This window comes from Pseudoalteromonas sp. SR43-5 (genome assembly GCF_014163835.1).
In the GTDB taxonomy this organism is placed as follows: domain Bacteria; phylum Pseudomonadota; class Gammaproteobacteria; order Enterobacterales; family Alteromonadaceae; genus Pseudoalteromonas; species Pseudoalteromonas distincta.
The window spans coordinates 46,625-69,137 of the sequence record NZ_JACJEA010000008.1; the positions used below are offsets into that span (position 1 = coordinate 46,625).

The window sequence follows — 22,513 nt, forward strand, 5'->3', positions numbered from 1 at the left end:
TTTTTGTAGTACAAAATTTATAAAATTAGTACTTATTTTTATGCGTCCACAAATGCAGTAATTCGCTCGCAATGGTTGCTGCAGCAATTGCGGTAAGCTCACTTTGGTCGTACGAAGGTGATACTTCTACCACATCCATACCCACCATGTTTATGCCTTTTAGCGCACGCAGTACTTTAAGTACTTTATCTGACGTTAAACCACCACACACAGGAGTGCCTGTACCAGGCGCAAACGCAGGGTCTAAACAATCTATATCAAACGTTAAGTAAACAGGTAGGTCACCTACTCGCTCAAGTATTTGCGCTGCAATATCATTAGCATCTAAATCGTTGGCTTGCATTGCATCAATCACAGCAAACTCATGTTTACTTTGATCAAAGTCGGTACGAATACCTATTTGTATACTGTGCTCAACATCAATCAGCCCTTCCATTGGTGCATGATAAAACATAGTGCCGTGATCAAAACGCGAGCCATTGCTATAGGTGTCGGTGTGCGCATCAAAATGTACTAACGCCATTTTGCCATGTATTTTTGCGTGAGCACGTAATAGCGGAAGCGTTACAAAGTGATCGCCCCCTAAACCTAATAGTGTTTTACCTTGGCGAAGTATTTGATCAGCAGCCATTTCTAGTTGCGCAGTAAAATACTCAGGATCCCCGACAGGGTAAGTAAAGTCCCCTGCGTCTGCCACTTTTAAGCGCTCAAACAACGGGAACGTCCACGGGTATTTAGTGTCTTCCCATGCTAAATGAACCGATGCACGACGAATTGCATCAGGGCCTAAGCGCGCACCAGGGCGGCCCGAGGTCGCTAAATCAAATGGTAAGCCTAAAACCACTACGTCTGCATCAATTGCATTAATGTTTTGCACCATAGGACGACGTAAAAACGTCATCCCATTTGAGTACAATGAGTGATCTGCGTGACCAAACAAAGTTGACATTGCTTATAACTCTTCTAAATAAGTGTAGCCATCAAGGCCGCTTTGCAACTCGTCTAAAACGCTTTGCTGTTCGTATTTTTCAATTTTAGTGCTTACTAACTGCTCGTATGATTGCTGAAAACTTTCAACATCTAAATGTACATAGCGCATCATATCGGCAACAGTGTCACCTTGGTTTATCTCGGTAATACTTGCAACGCCTTGCTCATCCATATTAACAATTGCGCTGTGCGTATCGCCAAACAGGTTATGCATATCACCTAAAATTTCTTGATAAGCGCCCACCAAGAAAAAGCCCATTAAATAAGGTTTATCGGCACTAAATTCTGGTACAGGTAATGTGCTTTCAATACCTTGTCCATCTACGTAATGCTCAAGTGCGCCATCTGAATCACAGGTTATATCAAGTAATACAGCACGTTTTTTTGGTGCTTCAGTTAAGCCACTTAATGGCAATACCGGAAACACTTGATCAATGCCCCATGCATCTGGAAGCGATTGAAATAACGAAAAGTTTACAAAAAACTTATCGGCTAAACGTACGTTTAACTCGTCAATAATAGGACGATGAAAACGGTTTTTGTTATCCATGTGCTTGTTAAGTTCATAACAAATACGAATATTAATTTGTTCTGCCCACGCACGCTGCGCTAAGTCTAATAAACCGAGTGCAAATTGGTTATGCGCTTCAGCTAAGTCACCTTGGCTGTCGTGATAAATTTCAATTAATGCACGGTCATCCGTTAAATCAGTTAATTGTACAAACGATGCCCACATGTTTTTTAATAAAAGTGGTGCATCTGCCGCTGGCGCTACTAACTCTTCTGGCGTGTAACTTTCAGTACCAATAACATTAGAAATAAGCACAGCATGATGCGCCGTAAGCGCACGACCCGACTCAGAAATAATAGTCGGCATTGGTTGCTCATATTGCTTACATGTATCGCCAATGGTGTACACAATGTTATTCGCATATTCAGCTAAGCTGTAATTCATAGAGTTATGCGATTGGCTACGCGTGCCGTCGTAATCAACAGCTAAACCACCGCCTACATCAAGACAATCAATTTCTGCGCCTAGTTTACGTAGCTCACAGTAAAAACGCGCAGCTTCGCTTACACCTAAACGTACGTCACGAATGTTCGCCATTTGTGACCCTAAGTGAAAATGCACAAGCTGCAATAAATCAAGCTGGTTTGCGCCTTTTAAACGATTAACTACATGTAAAACTTGCGATGCAGATAAACCAAATTTTGATTTTTCGCCACCACTCGCTTGCCACTTACCTTTACCTTGCGACGCTAAACGTACACGAATACCAATGCGTGGTTTTACGTTAAGCTCTTTTGCTTGGCTAAGCACCATGTCTAGCTCAGAAAGCTTTTCAAGTACGATATACACTTTATGACCTAGCTTTTCGCCAATAAGTGCTAAACGTACGTATTCTTTATCTTTGTAGCCATTACATACAATAACAGCGCTGGTTTTTTCAGCTAATGCTAATACTGTGAGTAGTTCTGGCTTGCTGCCTGCCTCTAAACCAAGTTGCTTTTTTTCTACTTGTGCTTGGCTTGCTACTATTTCTTCAACCACTTCACGTTGTTGGTTTACTTTTATCGGGTAAACTAATAGATAGTCTTTAGGGTAACCATAGTTTTCAATCGCAGTATTAAATGCGCCGCATAAGCTGTGTACACGATGGTGTAAAATTTGCGGAAAACGAACTAAAGCAGGTAAGCTTAAACCTTTATCTTGTAGTTGCTTTGCGATATCTGTTAATGCAATGGTTTGCTCTGGTGCATGAGCCTTGGGCGCAACATACACATCACCTTGATCATTAATACCAAAAAAACCTTGGCTCCAATGACGAACATTGTAGCTCGTACGAGCTTGTTCTAGTGATGTTGTCTCTTTCATTTATCTTTCTCTTTTGTTTAATTAATGCCGACTCGGCTAGTGCCGCGCATTAAAAGAAAAATAGAGATTCAAGTCCAACAAGTATTTTTGCTCGTAACGAGTGATTTTTGATGATAAAAAAATAACCAAACAACTATTGCCCGCTAGCATATATAAAACAGGACTTTGATGATTTTTAAAGATAAGAAAAGTTATAAAAAATGGCTGTTTTTAAATGACTCATTATAAATTTTATTAGCAAAAATGAGTTAGCTCATTCAATAAAATTCATCTTGAGTTACTTTGTTTATAAAATTTACTTTTGATGGATTAGAGTAAGGTGTTCTCAACACCTCAAATTACTGCTATTTAGCCAACGTGTTGTGACCAAGTATTACCTATGTATTCTGCAAAGTGAATAAAAACTGCACGTCAAAAACGCTTAGCATACATCCACCAGCACCAATAACCGCACACAACTACTTATGAGTATTGTATAACTGACTCTTTATTTAACTATTATTGGCTTTTTATCTATCTCTGTCATATTTTCAACCGTAGATAAACCATACCCACCAAACAGTAAAGTCGTAGTAATTAACCTCAACTTGTAAGTATTGCCTATTGTAGATAATTTATGTGGACTAACTTTCCAGAGTTTTTTATAGTCATTTGCATTTACATAAAAGGCCGTATTATTATCAGCTAAAGTAACTACTTTATTTCTTAAAATAACAGTTTCAAGAAAGTGTCTAAAACATGTGTTTTTATCAATAAAAACAAATACAATTTCACCTTCAATACATTTTTGCTGCAGGGGTTTTGGTAGTCTATAAATTAAAAATGCAAAAAATAGGAAACTAGCTGCTATAAATATAAAAATAATCACAAGGTATAATATATTCAATCTTTTATTCCATTAAAATATGAGTGCTGGTTTGGTATTACAATTTGCGATGTTTTAATAAGGGTAAGGTAGCCATTCCTGCCAATTAAAACTTTCGCTATACATTTCATCAACTATATCCATATACTCAGATTTTGTAGCTAGGAGGTACGCTTGCCTCTCTTTTGGGCTCATATAAGCAAGCCAATAAGGGAGATAACCTGGATAGTCTACTCCAAACATATCTTCAAAAAATCGGCTTTCGGGTAGTTCAAGGGTAATTTCATTATGAGTAAGCTTTGGCATGCATTTGAATTAAATAGACTTTGGGGCGAACATAATTATTGCCATACCTAGCAGTGCTACTAAACCACCGATAATATCCCACATAGTAAGCTTTACGCCATCTACAACCCATAACCATAATAGCGCAACGCAAATATATACGCCGCCATAAGCTGCATATACACGTCCGGCAGCAGTAGGGTGTAAAGATAGCAACCATGCAAATAGTGCCAAACTTAAAGCCGCAGGAATTAAAAGTAAAATGCTTTTATCTTGTTTTAGCCAAAGGTAGGGCAAATAGCACCCCACTATTTCAGCTAAGGCTGTAATAATAAAAAGTGCGATTGTTTTTAATTCAAACATAATGCTCCGCGCAAAAATAACAAGCATAACAATCTATATAAATTGTTATGCTTAGTGCGTTGTTATTCGCTAAGCGCCATAGTGGCAAGTTTCATTGTGCTTTCAAACGACTTGGTACCCGCTATAAATAAACCATTATGGCAAAACACTGCGTCATCAATACCTGTTTCATCTACGAACGCTTGATCAGATAAACCAGACCATGCTTTAGGAAGCGGTTTTCTATCTTCAAACGAGCCAGGCTCAACGGGTACTGTTTGTAATATCCATTGCCCAGAATGCGATGGGTAAACCATGTATAGCGCCTCACTTGATAAAATATGCACTGTTTTTTTCCACGGTGTGTACTTTTCAAGCACGATTACTCTGGCATCGTCTGCATTTTCAATTGCTCTGGCGACAATCTCTTTTGCATTAACACTACCGTGAGCTGAGGCGATAAAACGAATGAGCATACGTGCTGCAAATTCAACGGCTTCATCAAAACAGGTATCAAAGTTACTTTCTTCTTCCCATGTAGGGTTAAACATTGAAATTGTTTGGCTCAAGCTTATCCCTTTTGATACACCTTCAACATGACCACAATCAATGGCGTCAATAGTTGAAACTAAGCCTGAATCCACTCTATCAGCAACGGCCTGGTTATCATCACACAGTGCTAAGCCGTATTTTTTCCACACTAAACCAAATGATGAAAAAGGAATGCCATTTTCTCGCTCGCCTGCACCACCACGTTGATGATGATCAAAGCGATTAGTTTCAGGATCGTATTCCCCACCTACATCTATTACGTAGTCGGCACTTTCTATAAGCGCTTTATCGCGTGTGCGTACCAATTTAAACGTTGGCAAAACATGTTTAAGTACCGCAATACTAAAAACGTCATCTGCATGAAAATTACCATTGTGGGTTACTACTGTTATTTCGCTCATTTGTTTATTGCTACTTTTAGAAAAGATAAAAATTCTCGCTTTGTAAGTTAGTCACTAATTATCGAGGCAGATTTTATACGAAGACAGGTGTTAAAAACAGTGAAGTATTTTTGCATCACTATAAAAGCTGCTTTTATAGTTACTAGTTTGAGTATGACTTTTATTACAAGATAATAATGAAGGCAGATATTTACGACACATTAAGCTTTAACATGTCGCAGCGTTAATGAACTTATTTACTAAGCCCTAATTCCATAAAAACACTTTGTGGATTATCTACATATGAGCCAAAACTGCTACAGCGTTTAAAGCCTAAATTTTCATATAAATTGATTGATTTTATTTGTTTTGGGCCTGTTTCTAAGCGTATTAACGGGATTTGTTTTTCGCCAGCTTGATGCAATAAAATCTGCATAATACGTCTTGATAGCCCTTTACCACGATGACTTGGTTTTACATATAAACGTCTTATTTCGCCGTAAGGCTGGGTATCAAATTTCTCTACAATCGCACCGCAGGCAATAATACCTTCTTCAGTTTTTAAACCAATAGCGTACACATTAGGTAAGGTTAATTCGTTTAACTCCAGAGACTGTGCGGTAGCCACAGGATATAAAGAATTTATAAGTCGGTCTATATCATCAAATACATTTACCACGTCGGGATCATTCGGGTTCAAATCGACTAACTGCATAAAGCTTCCATTCATTGTTATAAGTTTATTAAGCTTTAAATAATATATTTAAGCGGTCATAGCTTAGCATTGTTTAATTAAAAAATCTTTACTCCTTATTTAGCATATGGGTTATGACATTTCACCAGCTAAAAGAGCAAAAGTGGCCTAGCAAGTGTATAAATTTTGCTAAATTATTACTAATTAATAAATAGTAGTGTTCAAGTATTATTGCGCATTAGTATTAGCGCTATGCCATTTTGCATAGCCTTCTTTATCCATCGGCCTTGCAATTAAGTAGCCTTGCATGGCGTCAATATTCATTTTTTTAAGTAAGTCATATTGTTCTGTTGTTTCTACGCCCTCAGCAACTACCTCTAAGTTTAAGCTTTTTCCTAGGCTGATAATTGTTTGCGCAATATTAAAGCCAACCGTGCTATCTAAAATTTTATCAATAAAGCTTTTATCTATTTTTAATTCTTTAACAGGAAACGCACTTAAGTACGCTAAGCAGGAGTAACCGGTTCCAAAATCATCAATCGAAAATAAAAAGCCAGCGGCAATGAGTTCTTTCATTTGCCTAATTGTATAATCTATATCGCTTGAGAGCATTGACTCAGTTATTTCTAACTTAATTTGCTGTGCCCGAATATCAAATTTATTGATAGTGCTAAACAGCTCTCCTTTTAAATTTGATGAATTAAACTGGCTTTGACTAATATTAATTGAAACACTAAACGAGTCGTCTATTATGTTATCTGCTTTAAGTTCGTTTATTAAAATACATATATCATGTAAAACAATATTTTGTAGTTTTTGAATAAGCCCGTATTGCTCTGCAATTGGTATAAATTCGTTTGCCGCTATTAACCCTTTTTGAGGATGGTTCCACCTAATGAGTGCTTCAGCACCAATAACATCACCATACGTATTTACCTGAGGCTGAAAATAAGCACAAAACTCATCAGATGCAATCGCCCTGACTATATCGGTTTCTAGTTCAGTTTGTTTTTCAAGCAGTGTTTGTAAGGCTGGATCGTAAAAGCTACTGCTATTCCCCCCTTTATTTTTAGAACGATACATAGCCGTGTCTGCAAATTTTAATATATTGCCTGCCTGCGCATTTACGCTATCAATTAGACAAATACCTATGCTGCAGCTTACTTGAAATGCAAGGTTGCCCACTTCAAATTTATCATGAAAAGCTCTTTGAATCTCTTTGGCTACTATTTTGCACTCGATGCTCGCCTGCTGTGTATTTTCTCCAACGTGTTTTAGTAAAATAATAAACTCATCGCCACCCGCTCTGGCCAACGTATCAGAGCCTTTTATTATTGCGCTTAACCTTTTTGATAATTCCACAAGTACTTCATCACCCGCACTGTGCCCAAGTGAATCATTAATACGCTTAAAATTATCTAGGTCTAAAAATAATAACGCCCCTATATTTTTATCACGCTTAACACTCTCCACACACATGCTTAATTTGTCGCTAAGCATTCTTCTATTTGGAAGATTCGTTAATGGGTCGTAAAAAGCAAGCTTATGTACTTCTTGTTCGGCCTTTTTCTTTATTGAAATATCTCTGGCCATCCATACTACGTGCCTTTTTGTAGGACTATTGGGGTGGTAATGATCTAATGCAGCAGCCCTGCCTTCAAAAACTATATTCCCCTTTGGTACAGCTAATTCATATTCAAAAATTTGCGTCTCGTTAGTCGAGAGTGTTTTTTTAATAACGTCCATTATCATTTGTGCATCGTCTTGAGAAAGCAGGTCCTTAACACTTTGACCAATAAGGTCCTTGCTTGAATCAAGCAGTAACTCATTAGAGGTACCATACACATCGGTATAAATTCCCTCTTCACTTAAAATAAGAATGAGATCGGGCATTACCTTAGTGAAGGCTTTAAACTTTTCATTACTTTGCTGTAAATTCGCGAGCAGCTGTTTTGCTTTGTTAAATTCGTTACTTTTTTCAAGAGCGATACTAGAAAAGTGTACAAAAAAATCGATTAACTCTAAATCTTGCTTTGATGGTGATTTAGGAGTGCTGTGATAGATAGCAAAGGTGCCTAATAAATCGGCTTGAGTTGAAAAAATAGGCGTTGACCAACATGACTTAAGACCAAACTTTAGTGCTAAGTCTTTAAAGTCCTCCCACAGCGGTGAAGTTTCGATATTTTCAACAATAGTGCGCGATTTCGAAAATGCAGTAGTACCACATGAGCCCACTTTTGGCCCTATATAGACTCCATTAAGCAAACTACAGTACTCTGGATGAATATTAGGAGCTGCGCAATGAAAAAGCTGCTGGCCTTTAACTGATAAGATTGAACACCTAGCGGATTCATCATCAATAATCTGCTCGATTGATGAACAAATTTCAGTAAGCACCTCACTTAAAGGTACCCCTAATGCAATTTTAGATAAAATGCCTTGCTGGTGAGATAATAACTTTTTTAACCTATCCGTACCCATTTTCCTTTACCCGTATTATTTATACACATTGAAACAACAAAAGCTTTAATCAAGCGCTTTTTTCTTACGCAGTAAAGTTCAGTATAGTCATGATTAGTAAGTTTTTTATTTTATTGGCAAAAAATAATCGGGCCTGTCTAAAATAATCATAGTTGCATATTACTGAACACCTATTGTTACTATATAAACAAAACCACAATATTAAAGCTAACACTTTGTTACTTAAAAGTACTGTTCAAAATTTTTAAGCTATTTATACTATAAGTAATGGTAAATATTTTTTGAGGTTACAGTGCAGATCACACAAGGTATGGAATACTTTTTTTCGGGGTTTAAATTAATTAGCCAAAAAGGGCTAAAGCGTTTTGTCCTTATTCCGCTATTAATTAATATTTTGCTGTTTGGTAGCTCGCTGTTTTTTTTAGTTGGCTGGTTAAGTGATAGTTTTAGCTACATAAACAACATGCTCCCCGAGTGGTTAAGCTGGTTAGAGTGGCTAATGTGGCCTATTGCTGTATTAGTTGTTTTGTTTAGCTATAGTATGCTTTTTACAGTTATCACTAATTTTATTGCAGCCCCTTTCAATGCGCTCTTGAGTGAAAAAGTTGAGCTTTACCTAACAGGTCAAAAAATTAACGATGACGGCTTTGCCGAACTAGTTAAAGATATACCTCGCATGCTTGCCCGTGAGTGGACAAAACTATGCTACTACCTTCCTCGCGCAATTGGCTTTTTTATATTGTTATGGGTTTTACCGGTCATTGGTCAAATACTATGGGTGTTATTTACTTGTTGGATGTACGCAGTTCAATACGAAGACTATGCGTTTGATAATCATAAAATTGACTTTAAGCAAATGAAAGACGATTTAAAATCTAAGCAAGGTTTGTCATACGGATTTGGTTTTGCTGTTATGTTGTTAACTGCTATCCCTTTTATAAACTTAATAGTTATGCCAGTCGCAGTGTGCGGTGCAACACGTTTATGGGTAGATAACTATCGTCCAAAATATCGCAGTTAATTAAAAGGTTGCTGACTTTTCAATATTCGAAGGACACCGCATTCTAGATTAAAAAGCACCTAAGGTGCTTTTTTTAATCTATTTTTAAAGCAATAAACTCAAGCGATGCACGCCTTGGTAATGCATCGCTTTGTTTATCTACTTCTTCAAATTTTTTAATCAAAATACTAAAGCGCTGATTATTAATATTAACGGCTGTAACTTCACCAATTTTTATACTGTAGTTTTGCTGCTGATCAAACAGCTTTAGTATTTGACCTTTTACACGCTCTACGTATAAATAAGGTGTTTGGTCTGGCATCTTTAAACGAATGACATTGATTTTACTTAGTTCATGTACCGCGACCCAATTCTGACTCTGCATTAACGTATTATAACGACTAATACCTTCAGGCTGATAAACAACATCTTGGCTTATAACGCATGTATTACAGTCCTTTACTGATTCAATTCGCCAGTCAACAGCTGTATTTTTATAATACAAATTATCATTTTTTAGTAACCACTCACGTGCATTGTTAGTATCGCTACACGCTATTAGTAAGCTAAAAAAACTACTCAAGATAATAAACTTAGTGCTGAGCATCGGCTTCATACTATTGCTCTTTAATTGCTTTTAACTCAGCAATAATTGCACTACTTGGCTGTGCTTCTTTTATATAACTGGGCAGCGTTTCAATATTAGTAGGCGAGCTTTGTAAATTATGCACCTTACTGTTATTTGTATTTGGCACGCCAAATCGATTACCTGCACTTTGCATATAAAACTGTAAATTAAGCATGCTCCACTCATCTACATCACTCAGTATTGATATTGTATTATCTTGGTTAGTATCAAAGCTGGTTAAGCTTTCGGTGTTAATTGCATTACAATTAAAATCAACTGGTAGTGAGCTATTTCTATTTAACCCCTGTATTTCAAGTATGGTGCTTTCATTTAAATCTGCTGAACTACCATTTGAATAATCAATAATAAAATCATCCGTAGAGCCTAAATGACTATTAGTATTTGGTGCAATATCGCAACCAGCATTGCCTGGGTAAAAACGCTCATAGTAGCGATCGCCTTCGTTATTACCTATTGTTGATAAACCCGCTAATTGATATAAATAGTTCATAGAGCTTAAATGATTAGGCTTAAAATTAACCTCCTCATCACCGCCATGGTATAAACCTAAGTTATGACCTAACTCATGAAATATTGTTGATGCTTGATAATTATAAGTTACATTGGTTGCTACTTGCGTATCAAGCGTTAAACCCCAGCCTCCCATAGTTACCATTAAATCATTACCGCTTATCTCAGCAATACCCGACCCACTAATACTACCGTCTTCGTTACCACTACTTGCCATTAATAAATAATGGAAAATGGGCCTGCGAGTTATATCGCTATATTCCATTTTATAAGCAAATAAATTAGGGCTACTTAAATCGTATTCAAACGGGGTATAGCTATTAAAAGGGACAAGATTTCCGCCACCTAAATCAAAGTTTTGCGGTGCTGTATTTGTATTTTGATCAAACAAATCACCTACGTCAAAGTGGACTGTATAGCCTTTTTCTGCAAAAACAGTGGCTACTTTTTCAAGTGCTGTTCGATGTGGAGTAATACCTACATCACTGCTGTCCATATAATCAACTTCAATAAATATATCTTTTTGTGAGGTACGCGCCCCCCACTCATAAAGTGGTAAACCCGCGAATGTTGTACCCTGTTGCTCAGCGCAATCAGGAATACCATCCTCATCATCATCTATTGTGCAATTTATATTGTTTGGCCCAGCGGGTGTGTTAAACACAGAATAACTCCAATCAGTACTTTGATTAGTGTCTGTCGCATTAAGCTCGCGCTTTAAGCTGCCTCCTTGCTCGGAGATGATTTGCTCTGCGTTACCACCTTGCCATTGTGATGGCGTTACTGGTTCTTGTACTGAGTTACCAAATTTTACAAAGTCGATTGTTTGTGTACCTGCACTATTAAGTAATTCTACAAAACCGTTTATGTACCAATAAGGTCTAATTTCATCACTAGCATTACCCACAAGCGCTATTTTAGGGTTGTTAACTGATGCACTGACTAAAAAATCATCTCCAAACTTGCTTTGTAAAATAAGGTACTCACCATTTTCAAGCTCTTTATTGGGCAGTGAAAAAGTTGTCTCTGCACTAGTCGAGCTATTAATCATATTAATACTGCGGGTTTTAAGCGAGTAACTCTGTAAGTTTACAGCAGCCCCTGTGCCGTTATAAATTTCAATCCAAGGTAAGTCGTTACTAAATTGCACAGAAGAAACTTCAGTTATTTTTATATCTTGGCTAGAGGTAGTAAAAGAAGTAGCGGTTTGCGTTTCAATGGCCGTATCATCAAAATTAGTTAAATCAGCTGTAACACGGACAATATATTGGGTATCTTCATTAAAGCTTGCGCTTACATTTACAGTATGAAAATAAGTACTTGTGTCACTAGTAGTACCCGACAAACTTTCAATATTTAAGGCCAAGCAAGTAGTAAAATTATCTGCCGACACTTGTACGCTTCCTGTACAAACACCACTACTAGAATTAACTGCTAAAGTGCTCGTTAGCATAATATCTGAAAATGTAATACTAACAGGGCTATCTACAAGAACTGGGTCATTATTACTTTGGGGTGTTACATTACTAATTGTAGCGGGCGTTGAATCAACCACAGTAATATTCAGGGTAAATTCGGTTGTGTCTTTTGAATCAGACGCAGTTAACGTATAGCTTTGTGAAGTAATAATGTTTGCAGGAGGCGTGTAGCTAAAAAGTAAGGCTTGTGCATCAATAACACTAATTTGTGCACCATTTAAATCATCACCAAAATCAATCTGAACCGTATCGTTATCAGCATCGCTAACTACTAAACTAAATTCTGTGGCTTGATTATATTGCACGCTAATACTTACATCATCTGCAGTTGGTGGATTGTTTGGTGCTAATACTACAACTGTTTTTTGAGCGCTATTTGTAGCGTTATCGTCATCGGTTACAGTAACCACAAATGTAACATTGGTATTTTGTGCAACAGTGGGCGCATTAAAACTAATGCTTGTTTGTGTTTGAGTAAGTTCAACTACAGGACCACTTATTTGCTGCCAAGTTATGCTATTAATACTACCATCGCTGTCTTGTGCATCTGCAACTAAGGTTACACTGTCACCTTTTTCAGCTTCTTCAGGGCCTGTAACAATGACTGTTGGCGCGCTATTTACTTGATTAATTAAAACCGTTTTACTCGCTTGAGCGCTTTTACCTGCATTGTCAGTTACGGTTACGCTAAAACCTAGTGTTGTATTTTCAGATACATTAGGGGCGGTAAAACTAAGGACTCCATCAGTTTGTGAAAACTCAACATTGTCCCCAGCAGACTGAATCCAATTAATATTACTTATAGTGCCATCTGTATCTTGAGCGTTAGCAACTAAACTAACTTGTGTGCTGGCAAGTGCACTACTTGGGCCTGTTATATTAACTGTAGGAGCATTATTTTGAGAGGTGATAGTGCCTGAAAAAACTTGTTGTGCAGTAGCACCTGAGTTGTCAGTAACTGTAACCGAAAAGCTAAAGGTCGTATCGGTTGTTACACTAGGTGCAGTGGCTGTAAGCGTGTTACCGTTAGAGGTAAACGTAAACTCAGGCCCGCTAAGTTGTTGCCATTGATAGCTGGCAATTTGTCCGTCGCTATCACTTGCAAGCGCTGTAATAGTAAATGATTGATTAGAAGTAATAACGTTACTGCTAACCGAAAGCGTAACACTGGGCGCAGCGTTACCAGGGGCCGTAGTTGTATCACTACTTTCGCCTCCCCCGCCACAGCCTGTGATTAAAAGTGATAAAAAAAGTAAACTTAGCCATTTATTAATATTGTTTTTTACCACTTTTAGCCTCTACATATTAACTATACAAATTTTGTGGCACCTTAGTAACGTTTAAATGAACGGTTATTTCCTCACGATCATGATATAGATGTTTAGCTTGCAACTCGTAATTGATACCTTGTTTCTCAAGCTCTTTTCTGATCATCGAAAGACATTCATAAACACTATCAAAGCGTTTTTTCATAGGCAGCTTTAAGTTAAATATAAACTCTTTTGCGTATGCATTTACTGCCCAGTCAATCATTAGCGTAGTCACTTTGGTCGGTTTTTCCACCATATCGCACACTAACCAAGTAATATTTCTTTTTTCTGGGCGATATTTAAAACCGTCGGCTCTAAAATGTTTAACTTGACCCGTTTGCATTAAATCGTCATTCATTGGGCCGTTATCAATCGCACTTACAAACATACCACGGCGTACAAGCTGATAAGTCCAACCACCAGGGCATGCACCTAAATCAACACTGCGCATACCGGCAGCTACGCGTGACTCGCGTTGTTGCTCAGGTATAAATACGTTAAATGCTTCATCGAGTTTTAACGTTGAGCGACTCGGTGCATCGCTTGGCATACGAAGGCGCAAAATACCCATGAAAAATGGAGAATTATTAAAGCTATACGAGTAACCAACATAAGCCGTATTGTTTGTTAAAAACATGACATGCATTACTGGGCGATTTGCTTTTGGCTCACGTAGTACAGTATTTTGTTTTTCGAGGGCTTTTTTAAGCGGTGTTGAGATTTTTTTACAGAACGTTAAAAGCTCTTTGCCTTCGTTTGTGTCTGGCGTTTCAACGCGCAGTTCTGAGCACAATGTAAAATCTTTAGCAGCTTCAACTACTGCGCTCACACGGTCCTCTACTGGCATGTTTTCAAGTAATGTGCCGGCAAACCATTGACGTGCAAACACCATGTTTTTAAAATCAACTTTTTTGATTATTTCATCGCTGTGATGCGCTTCAAAACATTCGTAAACAACATAACCTGTATTTGGTTTTGCTTTTACATACCCTGCAAAACCTTGCTCTGCAGCATGAAACGTTATTTCAGCAGCGGCATCGTTTTCAAAACCACTACGACAAAAAATCACAACACTAGACATATTAACCCTTAAACTCTTTAAAACTTAAATCGTGCAACTTGCACTAAAATAACAATCCAACCAATAATAAAGCACAACCCACCAAGCGGTGTTATAGGCCCAAGCCACTTCATTCCTGTTAGAGCGAGTAAATATAAACTACCACTAAAAAGTAGTGTGCCCATTATAAAAAAGCCACCAGCCCAACTCAGGTTTATGCCCCATTTAATTAAAATAGCCACCGCAATAAGTGTAAGTCCATGTACCATTTGATACTCAGCAGCCGTTTTAAAAACGCCTAATGAATACTCCGATAAGCGGCTTTTTAAACCATGGGCAGCAAATGCACCTAACATCACCGAAAGCATACAAAAAATACTACCGGTCATTAAAAATAATTTAATCATCTAACCTCCTGCTCGAGTCTTAACGTATCTCAATTTGTTGCTTAATAAATTCAACAGCACTTAACGCTGCTGTTTCTCTATTTTGCAGTTCAGTTACGCCACTTTTTTTACGTGGTTTTAATGAGTGATCGCCATCACTCAGCCAAGTAAACAAAGGCTGCTTTGGCATTTTCATAGTAAGAAGTTCTTCACGTGTACCAAATGTATCTCGCTCGCCCTGTAATACTAAAAAAGGGCAAACAATATCAGCAAAATGATCGGTGCGTAATTTTTCTGGCTTACCCGGCGGATGAAATGGATAACCAAATGCTATAACACCTGAAAGGCTTTGCTCTGTACTACATGCAAGCATTGATGCCATGCGACCGCCCATCGATTTACCGCCTATAAACAACGGTAAATCTGGCTGCGCACTCGTTAGCACTTGTTCATAATAAATAAGTAGCTTTGGTGCTCGCTCAGGAGGCCTGCGTTTATTAGTTTTTTTAGCGATTTGCATATATTCAAAATCAAATAAACCAACATCAACACCCTGCTCGCTTATTAATTTTGCCATGTGCTGCATAAAGTCAGAATCGCTACCAGCACCTGCGCCATGTGCAAATATAAACTGTGCTATTGCAGGTTGCTCCGTGCTTTTAAACCATTCAATCATTATTAATACTCATGTTCTTGCTCATGCTCTACTAAGCTCAGCATCCACTCTTTAAACGAAACTATTTTACCAAGCTCTGTTTGCGACTCACGAAGCACTAAGTAATACGCATTTTTACTCTCTAGGCTATGATTAAACGGAATTACCAAACGCCCTGCGTCTATGTCGGGTTTAGCTAATACACTATTGCCGATTGCCACACCTTGTCCATGTACAGCTGCTTGTAACACCATAGAGGAGTGGCTAAATATAGGCCCTTGATTTACCTGGATGTTACGCACGCCTGCGGTTTTCATCCACGTTTTCCAGTTTTTACGTGTAGTGTCGTGTAATAGTGTGTGATGCGCTAAATCACTAGGTTGATCAAGCGGCTTTAATCCGCTTAATAACATAGGACTACAAAGTGGTACTAAATATTCGGTATGAAGCTTGTACGCTTGTACGCCATTCCAATGACCCCTTCCATAATAAATAGCAATATCTACGTCATCAGTGAGTGAGTTTTCATCTTGGTCTTGTGCTTTTATTCGAACATCTATCTCTGGATGTAACTCATTAAACAAACTCAAACGAGGCACTAACCACTGAATAGCAAAACTAGGGGTTAGGCTTACCGTTAGTGAGCCCTTAGCGCCACGAGCTAATAGCTTTTCAGTTGCATCAATAAGCTGAGTAAAAATCTCTTTAATATCTAAAAAATAGCCTTGGCCTTCTTCAGTTAATAATAAAGAGCGGTTTTTACGTAAAAACAACTTCAGCCCTAAATGCTCTTCAAGAGTTTTTATTTGATGACTTACTGCCGCCTGCGTTACATAAAGCTCTTCTGCAGCTTTTGTAAAGCTTAAATGGCGTGCAGCCGCTTCAAAGGCTTTTAATGCGTTTAATGGAGGTACCCGTCTTGACATAATAACCAAGCTTAGAATTAGTTTTTCTTATGCGTGAGATTATATACATCATATAAGTTTGTGTATATTAAAGGCATAATAAAAGCGACCTGAGTCGCTTTTTAATAAAAATCATGCTTAATTATAAATCGCTTGCACTTGTATCAAGTGGAGCAAAACTTTTAATTAAATCATCAACCGCTTTCATTTGCGTTAAGTAGCCTTCTAACTTGCTAAGCGCTAGCGCACATGGGCCATCACATTTAGCTTCGTTAGGATTTGGATGCGCTTCGATAAATAAACCAGCAATACCCAACGCCATACCACTGCGCGCAAGCTCTGCAGCTTGTGCACGACGACCATCAGCAGAGTCAGCTCGTCCACCAGGGCGTTGTAGCGCGTGTGTTGCATCAAAAATAACAGGTGCCATTGCCTTCATGTCATCCATACCCAGCATATCAACCACAAGGTTGTTGTAACCAAAGCTAGAACCACGCTCACAAAGAGCTACGTTGTTATTACCAGCTTCATTAAATTTAGTAATGATATGACGCATTTCATGTGGCGCTAAAAACTGTGGTTTTTTCACATTAATAATTGCACCTGTTTTAGCCATCGCCACAACTAAATCTGTTTGACGCGCCAAAAAAGCAGGTAACTGAATTACATCAACAACTTCTGCAACAGGTGCAGCCTGATGCGGTTCATGTACGTCAGTAATTAGTGGAATTTTAAACGTGTTTTTAATTTCTTCGAATATTTTTAAACCTTCTTCCATACCTGGACCACGGTACGAATTGATTGAAGAGCGATTAGCTTTATCAAATGAGGCCTTAAATACATAAGGAATATTTAGTTTCGTCGTAACTTCTACGTAATGCTCTGCAACACGCATTGCTAAATCGCGAGATTCTAATACGTTAATACCACCAAACAATACAAACGGTTTGTTGTTTGCAAGTTCAATTTCATTAATTTTAATAATTTGGTCTTTCATTTAAATTCCTTAAGGTGCAACTGCTTGCATCATTAATCCACAAATATAAGCCATATAAGTACCCACACCGTAGCCTAGTACAGCTAACAAGACACCAACAGGCGCTAATGACGGATGAAACGCTGATGCTACAACAGGTGCTGACGCTGCGCCGCCCACATTAGCCTGAGAACCCACTGCCATATAAAATAACGGTGCTTTAATCAGTTTAGCCACAATTAACATAATGCTTGCATGCACTAACATCCAAATTGCACCCACTAAAAATAGCCCAGGGTTATTGAAAATAGCGGTTACATTCATGTGTAAACCAATCGATGCAACCAAAATATATAAAAAGCTAGAAGCTACTTTTGAAGCGCCAAACGCTTCTATTTGCCTCACTTTAGTAAACGATAAGCCTATGCCAATCGTTGTTGATATAACAATTAGCCAAAAGAATTTACTGTTTAAGCTGTATTCTTTTGCCCATTCATAAGTAGTGCCAAAGTACGGCCCCAAAAAGTCAGCGCAAAAGTGTGCTAAGCCAGTTATACCAAATGCAATTGCAATCAGCGTCATGTAATCATTAAGAGTTGGGATGCGTGCATGTTCTGCGTGATATTCTTCCACACGCTTTTTCAAGTCTTCAATTGCGCTTGTATCAGCACCCGTCGCTGCATCAATCTTTTTATGATTTGCTGCCATTAACAATAAAACAGCCATCCAAATATTAGCGACAATTACATCGACTGTAATCATTACAGAAAATATATCACCACCAACTTCAAACATTTCCTTCATTGATGCTTGGTTAGCACCGCCGCCAATCCAGCTACCTGCAACAGTTGTCATACCGCGCCATACGGCATCTGGGCCATGCCCACCAACAATACTTGGGTCAAATGCGCTCACCACTAAAATAGCTAATGGCCCACCAATAACAATGCCTAAAGTACCCACTAAAAACATAATAAGTGCTTTAGGGCCTAAGTTAATAATCGCTTTTAAATCAATACTAATGGTAAGTAGTATTAAACAGGCAGGTAGTAAGTAGCGCGAAGCCACATAATAAACATTAGATTTATTACCATCTACAATACCAAAGGTATTTAATAACGAAGGTAAAAAGTAACACAGCAATAAAGCAGGTACGTATTTATAAAATCGTTTTAAAGCTGGACGCTCACTGTTTGAGGTTTTAAAAATAAACCCCAAAATAATAGCAAGCAAACCAAGCACAACGGCATCATTTGTAATTAATGCGCTTTGAGTTTCAACCATAATTATTCCTATTCTTAATGGTGCGTTTTATTATTATCTTCTAGTTCTTCTATTTGGTGTTGAATAATCTCTATTGCAGGATCGTCCGGACACTCATCTACAAAAAACTGTAAATCATCACGTGCCATTTTAGGGCAACCGAGCTGATTTAATAAGTAACCTCTGTCGCGTCTCTCATACGGGTCGTCGCCTATTAACTCCATTAGCATCTCTACACAGGTTAAAGCATGACCAAATTTATTTTCGCTAATGAAAGACCATTTTTGCTGAGCTAAAAATAACTTATATACTTCGTCATCAAAAATCAGTTCTAGTGGCTCTTGCTCTTGACCATCATCTTCATCTGCGTTTTCAGGGATAATATACCAACTTTGTCGTCCACTGCTTGGCTCTATTATGTAGCCTTCTTCGTCACTAATCGCCACATGTACGCCAACATCACCTTGGGTAAGACTAAGGTTCGCGTCACAGTTAGCTTGTTGTAAAAAATGACAAAGTATAATTGCCAGTGTTGTAGGTGAACCACTGCGCATAGAAAGCGTATAGCTTAATGTATTTAATTTATATTCAGGCACTTTTAAACCTGATGCACTAAATAGCCAATCACTGTAAAACATATCTAATAATTTTTCGAGGCGATCGTGCTCATCACTCACTTTTAAACACAGCGCTGAAATTTGCTGTTCAAAGTCAGTTAAAGTTTCATAACATGGTGTTAAATCTATCTGAGGGTCCCACTTTGACTCTGCTTTAATACAGCGGTAAATCGCTGGAGGTGTAAATTCATCGTAAGCATCATCAAGATAAGATTCATCGTGTTCGTCAAACCCGAGGGTAGTCATTAATACTGCAACATTTTAGAAAACGAAGGCGTAGTTTACCTAACTTTAAAGCTATATACCAATATAGAGGTGTATTTGAATGTTTTCTGTGAGGGAGTTGTATTTGAGCTTTACAAAACAACTATAAAGCTCAAATAGTCAGGTATTACTTAAAGCAAAAAAGCTGATTTAGACGTCGCTAAATAACCTATCGCCAAAATTACAGCAGTGTTAACTAAAACGTAAGCAACTTTAGCGGTCATTTTAGTTTGTCTGGCACTTTTAGCCCCAATACCGATGTATATAACCACTAAAACTATTTTTTCTAATAGCCAATATTGTTCAAACGGGTTTATTTTAGCCATAAATATAAGCGTAAGTGCTGACACTAATAGTAAAGTATCTATACTGTGACTGCCGATCATTACCCCTTTATTTTTTGCTAAGTTACCACTGCCCATTCGCGAAAAAGCGCGAACATAAAATAAAATCACACTTAACATCGCAATTGCCATGTGTAAGTGCTTTACTGCTAAATAATCCATATGCCCCTGTACTTCTGTTTTATAAAAATTTAATCAGGAAAACGGCTAAGAACCGCCTCTAACTCATCAAGCTTTTCGTTAAATACTTCAACCATTTTTGGTTCAAAATGTGTGCCTTTTTGAGCATTAATTTCATCAACCACATTTTGTAATGTCCAAGGCTCTTTATAACACCGTTTATGGCGAAGTGCATCGTATACATCAGCAAGTGCGACTATGCGACCAAATACATTAATTGCGTTTCCGCTTAGACCTTGTGGGTAACCAGACCCATCCCATTTTTCATGATGCTCTTTTGCAATAATTGCACCTGTACTCACAATTTCATGGGGAGAGTCTTTTAAAATAGTATAGCCTTTATCAGTATGGGTTTTCATCACTTCCCATTCTTGAGGTTCTAACTTTGCTGGTTTGTTTAAAATCGCATCAGGAATACCCACTTTACCTACATCATGAAGAGGAGACGCCAACCTTACTAAATCTGCATCATGTTTAGATAAACCATAGCCCTCAGCTAAAATATGACAAATATGTGCTACACGTTTAACATGATTACCTGTCTCGGTTGAGCGCTGCTCTACTGCTTCACTTAACCTATAAACAAGCTCTTGTTGTGTCGCTTCTATTTCAGACTGAAGCTGCACATTTTCAAAGGCAAGTTGCACATTTTGAGAAAATATTTTGATTAAATGACGCTGAGTATCCGTTAAATCCTTTGGGACACCTGATATGAACAGCATTGAATTATGATTGTACTCACTACTGCAGTACGCAAATAAGTAATTATCTTTATAAATGATACTTTTATCATTAAGCGCCTGATGACACGCACTTAACTGCTCAGCTTGTAATACCTCATCAAGCTCTTTACCTTCACTTTTTTCAAAATCGCCAGTGCCAGAGCAAACTATTAGTTTTTTATTTTTTTCATGTTCTGGGTTTTGTGCAACTAAAGTGGTGGCATACATAGCTTGATCAGCAATACCCAATAAAGATGTTAATTGCTGCATAACGCCTTCAATAAAGTGCTCTATTGAATGCGCAGAAAAAATATCACGAGACGCTATAATTATTTTCTCAAGCCCTTCGCGTGATTGCTCAATCGAAATAATATCCCGATACGAGCGTAGGCTCGACATAATAACAGTAAATAATTTTTGAGCCGTTAGCTCCGTTTTCGATTTGTAATCGTTAATATCATAATTAATAATGACTTGACGTTCAGGTGCCTGGCCAGGTTGGCCTGTTCTTAAAATAATCCGTATATGATTATTTTTAGCTTCTTCACGAATAAACTTAGCAACCTGCAAACCAGCGTCGTCGGTTTCCATTACCACGTCAAGTAGCACAATAGCGGCATCTGGATGCTCTTTTATGAGCTCTTTCGCTTCAGCACCTGAGTAGGCACTAATAAACTCTAAGCGTTTATTTTGAAATTCAAAATCACTCAGTGCTAGTTTTGTAACAGCATGAACTTCAGGTTCATCATCAACGATTAATACTTTCCAGGTACCGTGTTCAATCTCATCGATTGTTTCTTCTGGTTCATCTGAAAATAAAAAATCACCCATCATAGTCGAAATTCCTTCATGGCATTATTTAACGCACTAGTAGGCAATTATTATTCTCTAGGGCCACAGTGCAAGTGTTACACGGTCATTGTTACCAAGGTCTTTCACTGTTTTAATATTAACAAATGCCATTTTTTCAAAAAAATGACGAACAGCTTCACCTTGCTCAAAACCGTGTTCTATTAAAAGATAGCCATTAGATGACAAATAGTCACGTGATTGTGTAATTATTTGTTTAATATCAGACATTCCGCAATCATCAGCCACTAATGCCGATAGAGGCTCAAAGCGCACATCACCCTGATTTAAATGTATATCACTACTTTCTATATAAGGAGGGTTAGTGACAATTAAATTGAATTTTTCGCCATGCAACTCACTAAACCAGTTACTTTGTTTAACATGTACATTATTAATCGCTAATCGCTGCTGGTTACGTGTAGCAAGTGCAACTGCATCGCTTACTCTATCTACTGCAGTAATTTGCCAATTAGGCATTTCACTACCCAGTGCCAACGCAATTGCACCAGTACCGGTGCCTAAATCAAGTACTTTAGCTGTAGCAGGTACAGTCACTTCAAGTGCTTGTTCTACTAGCGTTTCGGTATCTGGTCGAGGTATTAAGGTTGTTGCGTTAACTTCAAGCGATAAACTCCAAAACTCACGCTGCCCCGTAATATGTGCAACAGGTTCACCGTTTAAACGCCTTTGGCAAAATGTATTAAATTGCTGTTGTTGCTCATCACTAAGCGCATGTTCTGGCCAAGTGAAAAGGTAACTGTGAGGTTTTTGAAGAATATGTAAAAGTAAAACTTGTGCATCTAATTTAGCACTTTCGCTGCTAGGTGCTAATAAATTAGCGCCTGCAGCAATAGCTTGTTCAAGAGTTTGGCTCACG

Annotated in this window: 20 protein-coding genes; 1 reads left to right on the forward strand and 19 read right to left on the reverse strand. The window is 38.0% G+C overall.

Annotated elements, in window-relative coordinates; translation table 11 throughout:
• Positions 1 to 25 precede the first annotated feature (25 nt).
• From speB to H5090_RS06400, 7 genes are all read right to left on the reverse strand, one after another.
• The gene (gene speB, locus H5090_RS06370; protein WP_182695308.1) at positions 26 to 949 is read right to left on the reverse strand and encodes an agmatinase; all 924 of its coding nucleotides are present in this window, start codon (positions 947 to 949) and stop codon (positions 26 to 28) included.
• 3 nt (positions 950 to 952) lie between these two features.
• Complete coding sequence (gene speA, locus H5090_RS06375; protein WP_182695309.1) at positions 953 to 2,866, reverse strand: biosynthetic arginine decarboxylase; 1,914 nt, start codon at positions 2,864 to 2,866, stop codon at positions 953 to 955.
• Positions 2,867 to 3,353: 487 nt separating this feature from the next.
• A complete protein-coding gene (locus tag H5090_RS06380) occupies positions 3,354 to 3,752 on the reverse strand; it encodes a hypothetical protein (RefSeq protein WP_024605431.1) in 399 nt (132 codons plus the stop codon).
• Positions 3,753 to 4,046: 294 nt separating this feature from the next.
• Positions 4,047 to 4,379, reverse strand: a complete 333-nt coding sequence (locus H5090_RS06385; protein ID WP_096794091.1) for a YnfA family protein — start codon at positions 4,377 to 4,379, stop codon at positions 4,047 to 4,049.
• Positions 4,380 to 4,441: 62 nt separating this feature from the next.
• Positions 4,442 to 5,311 carry an MYG1 family protein gene (locus tag H5090_RS06390; RefSeq protein ID WP_154903389.1) on the reverse strand — a complete coding sequence of 290 codons (870 nt, stop codon included), beginning with the start codon at positions 5,309 to 5,311 and terminating at the stop codon, positions 4,442 to 4,444.
• Positions 5,312 to 5,543: 232 nt separating this feature from the next.
• A complete protein-coding gene (locus tag H5090_RS06395; protein ID WP_002958569.1) occupies positions 5,544 to 6,005 on the reverse strand; it encodes a GNAT family N-acetyltransferase in 462 nt (153 codons plus the stop codon).
• A gap of 207 nt (positions 6,006 to 6,212) precedes the next feature.
• Positions 6,213 to 8,465 (reverse strand): EAL domain-containing protein, encoded by a 2,253-nt coding sequence (locus H5090_RS06400; protein ID WP_024597466.1) that lies wholly within the window; start codon positions 8,463 to 8,465, stop codon positions 6,213 to 6,215.
• A 310-nt stretch (positions 8,466 to 8,775) separates the two neighbouring features.
• Here H5090_RS06400 and cysZ point away from each other — a divergent pair, with 310 nt between their 5' ends.
• A complete protein-coding gene (gene cysZ, locus H5090_RS06405; RefSeq protein WP_182671383.1) occupies positions 8,776 to 9,486 on the forward strand; it encodes a sulfate transporter CysZ in 711 nt (236 codons plus the stop codon).
• 73 nt (positions 9,487 to 9,559) lie between these two features.
• Here the strand turns inward: cysZ and H5090_RS06410 are convergent, their stop codons facing one another.
• The 12 genes from H5090_RS06410 to prmC all read right to left on the reverse strand — a co-directional run bounded on the left by H5090_RS06410 (position 9,560) and on the right by prmC (position 22,512).
• Positions 9,560 to 10,081 carry a hypothetical protein gene (locus H5090_RS06410; RefSeq protein ID WP_024605426.1) on the reverse strand — a complete coding sequence of 174 codons (522 nt, stop codon included), beginning with the start codon at positions 10,079 to 10,081 and terminating at the stop codon, positions 9,560 to 9,562.
• A gap of 1 nt (position 10,082) precedes the next feature.
• The gene (locus H5090_RS06415; protein ID WP_182695310.1) at positions 10,083 to 13,391 is read right to left on the reverse strand and encodes a PKD domain-containing protein; all 3,309 of its coding nucleotides are present in this window, start codon (positions 13,389 to 13,391) and stop codon (positions 10,083 to 10,085) included.
• Between the two features lie 16 nt (positions 13,392 to 13,407).
• Positions 13,408 to 14,493: a 23S rRNA (cytidine(2498)-2'-O)-methyltransferase RlmM gene (gene rlmM, locus H5090_RS06420; RefSeq protein WP_024605425.1), complete on the reverse strand. Its 1,086-nt coding sequence runs from the start codon at positions 14,491 to 14,493 to the stop codon at positions 13,408 to 13,410.
• Between the two features lie 17 nt (positions 14,494 to 14,510).
• A complete protein-coding gene (locus H5090_RS06425; protein ID WP_039489365.1) occupies positions 14,511 to 14,879 on the reverse strand; it encodes a DUF423 domain-containing protein in 369 nt (122 codons plus the stop codon).
• A gap of 19 nt (positions 14,880 to 14,898) precedes the next feature.
• The gene (locus tag H5090_RS06430) at positions 14,899 to 15,534 is read right to left on the reverse strand and encodes an alpha/beta family hydrolase (protein WP_182695311.1); all 636 of its coding nucleotides are present in this window, start codon (positions 15,532 to 15,534) and stop codon (positions 14,899 to 14,901) included.
• 2 nt (positions 15,535 to 15,536) lie between these two features.
• The gene (locus H5090_RS06435) at positions 15,537 to 16,439 is read right to left on the reverse strand and encodes a transcriptional regulator GcvA (RefSeq protein WP_002958561.1); all 903 of its coding nucleotides are present in this window, start codon (positions 16,437 to 16,439) and stop codon (positions 15,537 to 15,539) included.
• A gap of 121 nt (positions 16,440 to 16,560) precedes the next feature.
• Positions 16,561 to 17,415 carry a 3-deoxy-8-phosphooctulonate synthase gene (gene kdsA / locus H5090_RS06440; protein ID WP_002958560.1) on the reverse strand — a complete coding sequence of 285 codons (855 nt, stop codon included), beginning with the start codon at positions 17,413 to 17,415 and terminating at the stop codon, positions 16,561 to 16,563.
• Positions 17,416 to 17,424: 9 nt separating this feature from the next.
• Positions 17,425 to 18,678, reverse strand: coding sequence for a DUF819 domain-containing protein (locus H5090_RS06445; protein WP_024595290.1), 1,254 nt, complete (start codon positions 18,676 to 18,678; stop codon positions 17,425 to 17,427).
• Between the two features lie 14 nt (positions 18,679 to 18,692).
• The gene (locus tag H5090_RS06450) at positions 18,693 to 19,520 is read right to left on the reverse strand and encodes a tetratricopeptide repeat protein (RefSeq protein ID WP_182695312.1); all 828 of its coding nucleotides are present in this window, start codon (positions 19,518 to 19,520) and stop codon (positions 18,693 to 18,695) included.
• A gap of 149 nt (positions 19,521 to 19,669) precedes the next feature.
• On the reverse strand, positions 19,670 to 20,044 hold the full coding sequence (locus H5090_RS06455) for a SirB2 family protein (protein WP_166376713.1): 375 nt from the start codon (positions 20,042 to 20,044) through the stop codon (positions 19,670 to 19,672).
• A gap of 29 nt (positions 20,045 to 20,073) precedes the next feature.
• Entirely contained in the window at positions 20,074 to 21,618 is a 1,545-nt protein-coding gene (locus tag H5090_RS06460) for a response regulator (protein ID WP_002958556.1), read from the reverse strand.
• A gap of 54 nt (positions 21,619 to 21,672) precedes the next feature.
• The gene (gene prmC, locus H5090_RS06465) at positions 21,673 to 22,512 is read right to left on the reverse strand and encodes a peptide chain release factor N(5)-glutamine methyltransferase (RefSeq protein ID WP_182695313.1); all 840 of its coding nucleotides are present in this window, start codon (positions 22,510 to 22,512) and stop codon (positions 21,673 to 21,675) included.
• Position 22,513: the final 1 nt, after the last annotated feature.